This window comes from Xanthomonas sp. LMG 12462 (genome assembly GCF_009192885.1).
GTDB classification, from domain to species: Bacteria; Pseudomonadota; Gammaproteobacteria; order Xanthomonadales; family Xanthomonadaceae; genus Xanthomonas_A; species Xanthomonas_A sontii.
In genome coordinates this window covers 20,789-28,923 of record NZ_NMPP01000076.1, presented here as the reverse complement: position 1 = coordinate 28,923, position 8,135 = coordinate 20,789, and the positions used below count along the sequence as shown (strand labels likewise).

Here is an 8,135-nt window from a genome sequence, read left to right as displayed (position 1 = left end):
CGGCCGCTGCGGGTGCGCGCCGGCGGCGCCGCTGGCGCGCACCCGCAGCGGCCGCATCCGTGGCGTGCGCGAGCAGGGCGTGTGCGTGTTCAAGGGCATTCCCTACGGCACCGACACCGCGCCGCGACGCTTCCAGCCGGCGCTGCAGGAACGGCCCTGGCACGGTGTGCGCGACTGCGGCGCCTATGGTGCGTCGGCGCCGCAGCGCGGGTCCGAGCCAGTCAGCGAGGACTGCCTGTTCCTCAATGTCTGGACCCCGGGCCTACGCGACGGTGCGAAGCGTCCGATCCTGTTCTACATCCACGGCGGCGCCTACAACAACGGCTCCGGCAGCGACCCGCTGTACGACGGCGTGCGCCTGTGCCAGCGCGGCGACGTGGTGGTGATCAGCGTCAATCATCGCCTCAACGCCTTCGGCTATCTGTACCTGGCGCCGTTCGGAGGCGACGCCTATGCCGCCTCCGGCAACGTCGGCCAGCTCGACCTGGTACAGGCGCTGCAGTGGGTGCGCGCGCACGCGGCCGAGTTCGGCGGCGATGCCGGCAACGTCACCGTGTTCGGCCAGTCCGGCGGCGGCGCCAAGATCGCCACGCTGATGGCGATGCCGGCCGCGCAGGGGCTGTTCCACCGCGCCTGGACCATGAGCGGGCAACAGGTCACCGCCGCCGGGCCACGTGCCGCCAGCCAGCGCGCGCAGTTGCTGCTGCAAGCCCTGCAGTTGGAGCCAGCGCAACTGGACGCGCTGCGCACGCTGCCGCTGCAGCGCGTGCTCGAGGCCACCCGCATCCGCGATCCATCGCGCGCGGAGGACACCGCGCTGTACCTGGGCCCGGTGCTGGATGCGCAGGTGCTGCACCGGCATCCGTTCTGGCCAGACGCGCCGCCGCAGTCGGCGCGCATCCCGATGGTGATCGGCAACACCCACGACGAGACCCGCGCCTTCCTCGGCCACGATCCGGCCAACTTCGCGCTGACCTGGGACGCGCTGCCGGACAAGCTGGCGCAGGAGCAGTACGTGGACCTGTCGCCGCAGGTGGTGATCGCCGAGTACCGACGGCTGTATCCGCACTACACGCCGAGCGAGGTGTTCTTCGCCGCCACCACCGCCGGCCGCTCCTGGCGTGGCGCGGTCGAGGAAGCCGAGGCGCGCGCGCGGCAGGGCGCGCCGACCTGGGTCTACCAACTGGACTGGGGTTCGCCACTGGACGGCGGCAAGTTCGGCGCCTTCCACACCCTGGACATCCCGCTGGTGTTCGACAACATCCGCCAGCCCGGGTCGCGCACCGGCGACGGCGCCGGCGCGCAGCGCATGGCCGATGCGATGAGCACAGCGCTGCTGGCCTTCGCCCGCCACGGCGACCCCAACCACGCCGGCCTGCCCCGCTGGGAACCGTATTCGCTGGCCCAGCGCGAAACCCTGCTGTTCGACACCGACAGCCGCCTGGCGCACGACCCGCGCGGCGGCGAGCGCCGGCTCTACGCGCAGGTGCCGTTCGTGCAGCGCGGGACGTTGTGAGGCGGCGCCACGATCGCCGCGCGCGGCGCGCGTGGCCGTGACGAAACACCCGTGTGCGCCTGTCGAAAGCAGAGGCGCGCTTCCCGGGTCGGTTGGTGTGCTGCGTCGGGACTGAAGTCCCTCCCACAATGGCGGCGGCTGCGGCGGCGTCGGTCGCGAGGGGTGACGCGCCGGCTCAGCGCGCTACCAGCCGGTGTCCTCGGCCAGCACCACACGGTTGCCGACGGCGCGCGCGGAATCCAGCAATGCCTCGGCCCGTTGCATCAGCGTGGCCGGCGTGTCCTCAGGCGTGGCCAGCAGCGCACCGACGCTGACCGTCAGCGGCGGCGCGTCCGCCGTGTCCTGCGCGATCGCCATCACCTCGACCATGTCACGCAGCGCCGGCGCCACCTGGCGCAGGTGCGCGCCGCTGGCGTCGTACAGCACCAGCGCGAAGCGGTCGGCACCGATGCGCATGGCCACATCGAGCGGCCGCAGCAGGCATTGCATGGCTTCGGCCACCTCCAGCACCGCGCGGTCGGCAGCCCCGGCGCCGCTGCGCTGATTCAGCGCGGCGAAGCCGTCGAGTTCGACCAGGATCAGCGCCAGGCCGCGCTGCAGGCGCCTGCGCTCGGCCAGCGCCACCGCCAGGTGTTCGTCGAAGCGGCGGCGGTCGCCCAGGCCGGTGAGCGCGTCGCGCAAGGCCTCGTCGTCGCGCACTCGCCGCTGCAGGAAGCCTTCGCGGCGCGAGTGTTCGCGCAGGTAGCCGCCGACCGCGCCGACCGGCACCGCGGTCCACAGCAGCCACTGCAGGCGCAGGTAGGCATCGTGCGCCGTGCCCTCCAGCAGCAGATGGCCGGCCACGGCGCTGATCGCGCACAGCAGCAGCGCCACCGCCACGCTCTGCCACAACGCCATGCCCAACGGGAAGAAGCCGGCCACGATCACCAGGGTCATCACCGCCGCCGCATAGCGCAGTTCCTGCGGCGGGTAGCCGATGCTCGACAGCACCAGCCCGGTGCCGCCGACCAGCAGCAACAGCGCGGCACGGCCGGGGCCGTGCGTGTCGGCGCGATGGATCGCCGCCGCCACCCACAGCAGCGCCAGCAGGGTCGCCACGCGCACCGCCACCGCATAGCCGAGCAGGCCGCCGCCGCGCCAGCCGAAATGCACCGCGTCCCAGCCCAGCAGCAGCAGCGCGATCAACACGCCCAGCGAAGCCGCCACGCGCTGCGCGAAGCCCAGCGTGGCGGCGGTGTAGTGGCGGTACGCCCGTTCCAGCGGAGGATCGAAACGCAGCGCGGCGAATCCCTTGCGCAATTGCGCCGCGTAGGCCTCGCCCGGCGGTGCGTCGTGTGGCTCCTGGTAACGCTCGTGCATGCAGTCCCCTGTCGACGGCAACGCGGCGCGAAGTGCGGATCAGGTCACATCAGATCGTGTCACCCGATTCGGTTTCGCGCGGACGCTGCGGTGCCCACGTCGAGACCATGAAAAAGCACCGGCGCGTGATTGTCCACTTTTGGGACGATCGGTTGCGTGACAGCAGCGCCCTGCCGCGCCGCCTTGGCACGGCAGGGCGAGCGTCAGCGCGGCGGCGGGAACGCCCACACACTGTGTGGATCGCCGCCCTGCCCGCGGCGATACGCGGCGCGCGCCATCTGCCAGTAGGCCCAGGCCAGCGCCAGCGCGCAGGCGTCGATGGCCAGCAGCGTCCCGCTGCTCCACGGCGCCACCCAGCCGGCGGCGCCGCGCAACCCGGCCAGCGGCACCAGCACGGTCAGCACCGCACAGGCCAGCAGCAGTTCGTAGGCGCCGCGCGCGGTCGGCCGCAACAGCGACCAGGCCACGCCGAGCGCGAACACGGCGTAGTACGCCCCGCGCTCCATCCCCGGCGGCAACAGGCGCGCGGCCACGAACAGCGCCGACACTCCGGCCACGCAGCCCAGGCAGACGCCGGTGGTCAGCCGCGCCATGACGTGGGTGCGCAACGGCTGCGCGACCTGGCGGCGCTTCCGCCGCGCTTCCACCCACAGCAGGTTGCCGCTGTAGAACAGGAACGCGCCGCCGAGCCCGAGCAGGAAGTACAGCCACTGCAGCGGCCAGCGCCCGTAGTCGCCGAAGTGCAGGGTCTGCAGGCCGCGCAGCGCGGCCACACCCGGCGACATGGTCTGCGGCGACAGCACCCGCAACACCTGGCCGTCGGCCGCGCGCAGCGCCACGCCGCCGAGCGTGTTGAGCCGGCGCTGCTCCTGGTGGCCGTACAGCTCCACCTGCGCATTGGCGTCGCCGGCATCGTGGAAGGACAGGCTCTCCGGCGCGAAGCCGGGATTGGCCGCGCGTGCCCGCTTCACCAGCTCTGCCACCGGCAGCATCGGCGCAGGCACGTGCGCGGGCTGCACGTGCGGCGCCAGTTCGAAGTCCGGCTGCAGCACCTGCATCAGCTTGCCGTCGAACACGAGGTACTGGAACGGCGCCAGCAGCAGCACGCCCAGGGTCAGCACCGCGCCGGACCAGGCGAAGATCACGTGGAACGGCAGCGACAGCATGCCGATGGCGTTGTGCGCGTCCTGCCACAAGCGCTTGACGTTGCGGCCGCGGCGCAGCGCGAACAGGTCCTTGAGCAGCACCGGCGCGTACAGCACCACGCCGCTGACCAGGGCCACCCCGTACAGCAGGCAGACCACGCCGAACAGGTAGGTGCCGAAGGTGCGCGGCAGCCCGGCAGTGAAGTGCAGGTCGTACAGGAACGCGACGAAGCCGCTGCGCTGCGGCAGCTGCACCGGCTGCCCGTCGGCACCGGGCTGGAACTGCACCATGCCGCCGAAGGCCTGCTCCGCGGTCGGCCCGAACGCGAACAACTGCGGCTGCGTGCGGCCCTCGCCGGGCAGCATCAGCGTGTACGACTCGGCCAGCGCCGGATGCCGCGCCAGCACCGCATCGGTCAGCGCCTGCGCGGCCTGCTCCGGCGGCAACGCCGGGGCCTGCACCGCGGCCGGGCGCGGCCACTGCTCCAGGTCGTGGGTGAACACGTTGATGGCCCCGGCGTAGAAGGCGATGAACAAGGCCATGCCGGCGAGCAGGCCCATCCAGCTGTGCGCCGACAGGAACTGGCGCAGGGTCGCGGCCTTCATGCGCTCACCTGCACGAGGTGGGTGGCCTTGAGCAGGTAAAGCGCCACGTAGCACAGTGCGGTCGCAGCGCCCAGCCACAGCCACGCGCGCGCGCCGCTACGGAACACGAAGGCCAGCGACATCGCGCCGACCCACAGCGGGAACACCAGCAACAGCCAGGGCAACGTGTGCACCTGCAGGTCGCCCGGCCACAGCAGCACGCACAAGCCGATGACGCCCACCGCCAGCGGCAGGCCCAGCACGATCGCCGCCAGCCACCTAACCCACATCGCCAGCCCCTCGGTGCAATTGTCGCCACGCATCCAGGTACGGCAGGGCCACCGCCGCCAGCATCGTCGCGCTCAACGCGGCGAAGACGCCGGCCCACACGCCCAGCGCGGCGATCGCCGCGCCCAGTGCCACTGCGCACAGCAGCGTGCCGGCCACGCGCAGCGCGCGCGCGTGCCGGCGCCAGGCTGGGCGCAGCCGCTGGTGCGCGGTGGCCAGGTAGAACGCCAGCGCCGCCAGCGCGGCGGCCAGCAGATAGCCGGCGGTGGCAAAGGCGAGCATCACCAGCGCGCCTCGAAACCGATGCCGACCACGCGCGGCGCGCCCAGGATCGCGACCGGATCGGTGGCCCAGCGGTACTGCACGTAGTTCCGGTCGAGCAGGTTGTTGGCGAAGATCCACGCGCTCCAGTCCAGGTTCTCGTAGCCGAACTTGGCGTTGACCACGGTGCGCGAGGCCAGTTGCACCGCGCCGGCGCCGATGTCGGTGTAGACGCGGTCGCGGAAGCTGGCGTTGAGGTTGGCCAGCCAGCCCTCGGCGAAGCGCCAGTTGGCGCCCAGCGCCGCGGTCCAGTGCGGCGCGTAGGCGAACTCGCGGCCGGCGTAGTCGATCACCGAGGCGCCGGCGATGGTGGCGAAGCTGTCGTAGCGGGTGCGCGCATAGCCCAGCGAGCCGTACCAGTCGAACGCCTCGTTGGGGCGGTGGCTGGCCTCCAGCTCGGCCCCGTACAGATGCGCGCGGCCGGCGTTGACGGTGTTGTAGTCGAAGCTGTTGAGGCCGAAGTAGGCGGTGGTCTGCTTGTCCTTCCAGTCGATGTAGTAGGCGTTGGCGTTGAGGGTCAGGCGCCGGTCCAGCCACTGCGAGCGCAGCGCGGCTTCGTAGTTCCAGGTGTATTCCGGGTCGTAGGGGAAGGCCTGGCTGCGCGCCGAGTTGAAGCTGGAGCCGCCGGAGCGGTAGCCGCGCTGCACCACCAGGCTGGTCGACAGGTCCGGGTTCCAGTCGTAGCGCATGCCGAGCTTGGGCAGCAGCGCGTCGAAGTCGCGCGTGTTCCAGGCCACCTCGCCGTTGGCCGAGCGCACGATGCCGGCCACGCCCTGGTTGATCGCGACGATGGCCCGGTACAGCGCGGTGCCGCTGGCGGCGAAGGCGGCCGGATCGGGATAGCGGCCGGCGAAGGCCGCGGTGGTGTCGGAGGCCATGGCGTAGCGCTGGCGGTCGTAGCGCAGCCCGCCCAGCAGCGAGAACCCGCTGCCCACCTGCCATTGGCCGTCGGCGAACAGCGCGCGGTTGCTGGAGCGGGTCGGGCTGGCGCTGACGTAGTCGACCGGAATCACCGGCAGCGCCTGCGCGTAGCGGGTGGCGATCGCGGTGGCGGTGGCGGCCGGGACGCCGGCGCTGCGCAGCAGGCTGGCGATGGTGGTGGTCGGCGTGGCGACGTTGTTCAGCAGTTGCGCGTCGTTGTCTTCCACGTGCCGCGCCCAGTACGCGCCGATCAGGCCCTGCACCGCGGTGCCGGCGTAGTGCAGGCGCAGTTCCTGCGAGGCGGTGGTGTCGTCGAGCTGGCGCCGCGCATAGCCGGCGTTATCCGGGCCATGGTCCATGTCCCACAGGCTGGACGAGGTGACCTTGTTCCAGGCGCTGACCGAGGACAACGACCAGGCGTCGGAGAGCGCGTAGTCGGCCTGCAGGGTGACGATGTCGCTGTCGCTGCGGGTGCGGTCCGGGGTGTTGGTGGTGGTGTAGCGGTGACCGAAATAGTCGGGCAGATCGGTGCGCACGTAGCTGTACATGTACGGGCCGGTGCGGTGCGAGCGGGTATAGCCCAGTTGCACCTTCAGCCCGGCGATCGCCGACGGCGTCCACAGCAGCTTGCCGCGGTAGATCGCCGAGACCTGCGCGTCGTCGGCGGCCTGGCGGGTGAGGTTCCAGGTGTAGCCGTCGAAGCTGCGCTGCTCCACCGAGGCGCGGAACGCCAGTTCGTCGGCGACGATCGGGCCGCCGACCGCGCCGGCCAGGCTGCGGTCGGAGGGATCGGAGGCCAGCACCCGCAGCTTGCCCTGCCAGTCCATGGTCGGCTCGGCGGTGCGCAGGACGATCGCGCCGGCCAGGGCGTTCTCGCCCTGCAGGGTCGATTGCGGGCCGCGCAGGACTTCCACCTGCTGCAGGTCCCACAGGCTCAGCGGCGCCCAGCTGATCGCCTTCCACGGCAGGGCGGCGCCGTCCAGGTAGATGGTGGCCAGCGGCGCATCGCTGCCGCCGTCGATGTTGCGGATACCGCGGATGCTGAAGCCGGCGTCGCCGTAGGTCTGGGCCATGTTGGCGGTGCGGTTGAACACCTCGTAGGCGTTCTGCAGGTTCTCCTGCTCGATGCGCGCTTCGGTGGTGACGGCGACCGAGCTGGTGGTGTCCTGCACGCTGCGCCCGCTCTTCTCGCCGGTGACGACGATCTGGTCGAGGGTGGTGGGATCAGGAGGCGGCGCGGCATCGGCGCCGGCAGCGCGCGTTGGCGGCGCCCAGCTCAGCAAGACGGATACCACGCATAAGGACAACACGGACCGCGCGACGCGCATACACCACTTCCCCCGAAAGACTCACGGTTGAAGGCATGGCGGCGGCTGTGCCTGGCTGCCGGACGCGGCAGCGCTGGGCGCGGACTTTAGCAGAGCCGGGGCGGGGCTGCCATGGGATTTGGGATGGGTGGCAGGTTTGCTCAGGGGTCTTGGGAGCGTAGGAGCTGCTCCTACGGGTGGGCATCGCCAACGTATGCGTCACGCGCAGACACGTGTTGTGGGAGGGACTTCAGTCCCGACGCCGTGACCGGCGGCTGCCGCGATGCAGGGGGCCATCGTCCCAGGGGCATAGCGAGGCTGGCGCGTCGCGCGTCGCGGCTGAAGCCGCTACTGCAGCTCACTTCATCTGATACATCAGTCAAGAGCAAAGGCTTTCGCCCTTGCGGGCGAGTTACTTTTCTTTGCTCGCGCAAAGAAAAGGTAACCAAAAGAAAGCGCGCCCTGCCTACGCGCCCTCCGCGCTGCGCGCTCCGGGTCCGCGTCCATCACGGGGATCCGCGGAAGGGGCATCCTGCCCCTGCCGCGGACGGCGTACATCCATGTACGCCGCCCTTCGGGTGTTTCCCCGCGCTGGCCGCCGCTTCGGAAGGGAACCCGGTAAATCAAAAACAAAAGCCAAGCCAAAGCCAGGCAACAGCTATGGCTATGGCTATGGCTATGGTTACAGCTGCG

General features: G+C 71.1%; 6 protein-coding genes. 1 reads left to right on the top strand and 5 read right to left on the bottom strand.

Translation table 11 applies throughout. From position 1 onward, the window contains the following. Positions 1-31 precede the first annotated feature (31 nt). Positions 32-1,516: a carboxylesterase family protein gene (locus CEK69_RS16805; protein ID WP_152246849.1), complete on the top strand. Its 1,485-nt coding sequence runs from the start codon at positions 32-34 to the stop codon at positions 1,514-1,516. Positions 1,517-1,699: 183 nt separating this feature from the next. Here the strand turns inward: CEK69_RS16805 and CEK69_RS16800 are convergent, their stop codons facing one another. The 5 genes from CEK69_RS16800 to CEK69_RS16780 all read right to left on the bottom strand — a co-directional run bounded on the left by CEK69_RS16800 (position 1,700) and on the right by CEK69_RS16780 (position 7,430). Next, positions 1,700-2,875 (bottom strand): GGDEF domain-containing protein, encoded by a 1,176-nt coding sequence (locus tag CEK69_RS16800; RefSeq protein WP_152246844.1) that lies wholly within the window; start codon positions 2,873-2,875, stop codon positions 1,700-1,702. Positions 2,876-3,078: 203 nt separating this feature from the next. Beyond that, positions 3,079-4,626, bottom strand: coding sequence for a PepSY-associated TM helix domain-containing protein (locus CEK69_RS16795; protein WP_152246842.1), 1,548 nt, complete (start codon positions 4,624-4,626; stop codon positions 3,079-3,081). After that, positions 4,623-4,895: a hypothetical protein gene (locus CEK69_RS16790; RefSeq protein WP_152237748.1), complete on the bottom strand. Its 273-nt coding sequence runs from the start codon at positions 4,893-4,895 to the stop codon at positions 4,623-4,625. The genes CEK69_RS16795 and CEK69_RS16790 overlap by 4 nt, the downstream gene beginning before the upstream one ends. Beyond that, entirely contained in the window at positions 4,885-5,175 is a 291-nt protein-coding gene (locus tag CEK69_RS16785; protein ID WP_152246840.1) for a hypothetical protein, read from the bottom strand. Before CEK69_RS16785 ends, CEK69_RS16790 begins: the two co-directional genes overlap by 11 nt. After that, a complete protein-coding gene (locus tag CEK69_RS16780) occupies positions 5,175-7,430 on the bottom strand; it encodes a TonB-dependent receptor (RefSeq protein ID WP_226975199.1) in 2,256 nt (751 codons plus the stop codon). Before CEK69_RS16780 ends, CEK69_RS16785 begins: the two co-directional genes overlap by 1 nt. Positions 7,431-8,135: the final 705 nt, after the last annotated feature.

What these genes read in the sequence shown, in the direction of transcription:
- CEK69_RS16800 (WP_152246844.1), bottom strand. Translation starts at nt 2,875, where the DNA reads ATGCACGAGCGTTACCAGGAGCCACACGACGCACCGCCGGGCGAGGCC.
- CEK69_RS16785 (WP_152246840.1), bottom strand. Translation starts at nt 5,175, where the DNA reads ATGCTCGCCTTTGCCACCGCCGGCTATCTGCTGGCCGCCGCGCTGGCG.
- CEK69_RS16790 (WP_152237748.1), bottom strand. Translation starts at nt 4,895, where the DNA reads ATGTGGGTTAGGTGGCTGGCGGCGATCGTGCTGGGCCTGCCGCTGGCG.
- CEK69_RS16795 (WP_152246842.1), bottom strand. Translation starts at nt 4,626, where the DNA reads ATGAAGGCCGCGACCCTGCGCCAGTTCCTGTCGGCGCACAGCTGGATG.